Raw genomic sequence first — 1,201 nt, forward strand, 5'->3', positions numbered from 1 at the left:
ATCTTGTACTTTCCGGTACTCGTCGTGACCCGGCCCGCGACGAGCGAGACGACCATCATCGCGAGCAGCATCGGCAGGAGCAGCAGCCCGGAGTTGGTGGCGGACGCTCCCTGGACCGTCTGCTGGTAGAGCGGGAGGAAGAGCACCGCTCCGAACATCACGAAGCCGGCCATGAAGCCGACCACCGACATCAGGCGGAAGTTGCGGATGCGGAAGATGTGCAGCGGCATGAACCCTACCCCGGCCTTGGTCTCGACGAAGACGAAGCCGACGAGGGAGGCCACGCCGAGCGCGACGAGCTCCATGATCACGGCCGAGTCCCAGGCGTACTCCGAACCGCCCCAGGTGGTGACCAGCACGATCGCGGTGATGCCCACGGTGAGGAGCGCGGCACCCAGGTAGTCGATCTTCGCCTCGGACCGCTCCTTGCGGGGCAGGTGCAGCACCGTGGTGACCATGGCCAGCGCGATCGCGCCCAGCGGGAGGTTGATGTAGAAGCTCCAGCGCCAGCCCAGGTGGTCGGTGATCGCGCCGCCGACCAGCGGTCCGCCGATCATGGCGAACGCCATCACGCCGGCCATCATGCCCTGGTACTTGCCGCGCTCACGGGGAGACACGAGGTCGCCGAGGATGGCCATGACACCGACCATCAGACCGCCGGCCCCGAGGCCCTGGACCGCGCGGAATCCGATCAGCTGACCCATGTCCTGGGCCATTCCGCTGAGGACCGAGCCGACCAGGAAAACCACGATGGACGTGAGGAAGATGCCCTTGCGTCCGTACAGGTCGCCGAGCTTTCCCCAGATGGGGGTGGAGGCGGCGGTGGCCAGGGTGTAGGACGTGACCACCCAGGACAGGTGCTCCAGGCCACCGAGGTCGCCGACGATCGTCGGCATCGCGGTGCCCACGATGAGGTTGTCCAGCATGGCCAGCAGCATCGTGATCATCAGCGCGAGAACCACCACCCTGACGCTGCGTGTGCGCGGCTCGGCCGGGCCGGCCGCCGCCTTCTTCGGTTCTGCCATGTCGTCTACCCCTGATCCCCTGGTGTCCGGTCCACCGACCCGACGCTTACTTGTCGCCCGGCTAGTTAGCTATGCTGAGGAAACTAGACCCGTACCTAGCCGGGCGTCAAGTAAGTTCTTGGGAGAGTCGCATGGGCAGCACGGCGCACCCGCGCCGGGGCAACACCCGCCAGCGC

1 protein-coding gene is annotated in these 1,201 nt (G+C 66.8%); it reads right to left on the reverse strand.

Annotated features, from left to right (window positions below; genetic code table 11):
• Nucleotides 1-1,025: MFS transporter (locus ACFU7D_RS29725; RefSeq protein WP_378874145.1), on the reverse strand; the 1,025-nt coding region annotated here is incomplete at its 3' end.
• Between the last annotated feature and the right edge of the window lie 176 nt (nucleotides 1,026-1,201).

Origin of the sequence: Nocardioides sp. NPDC057577, assembly GCF_042801335.1 — a bacterium.
Taxonomy (GTDB): domain Bacteria; phylum Actinomycetota; class Actinomycetes; order Propionibacteriales; family Nocardioidaceae; genus Nocardioides.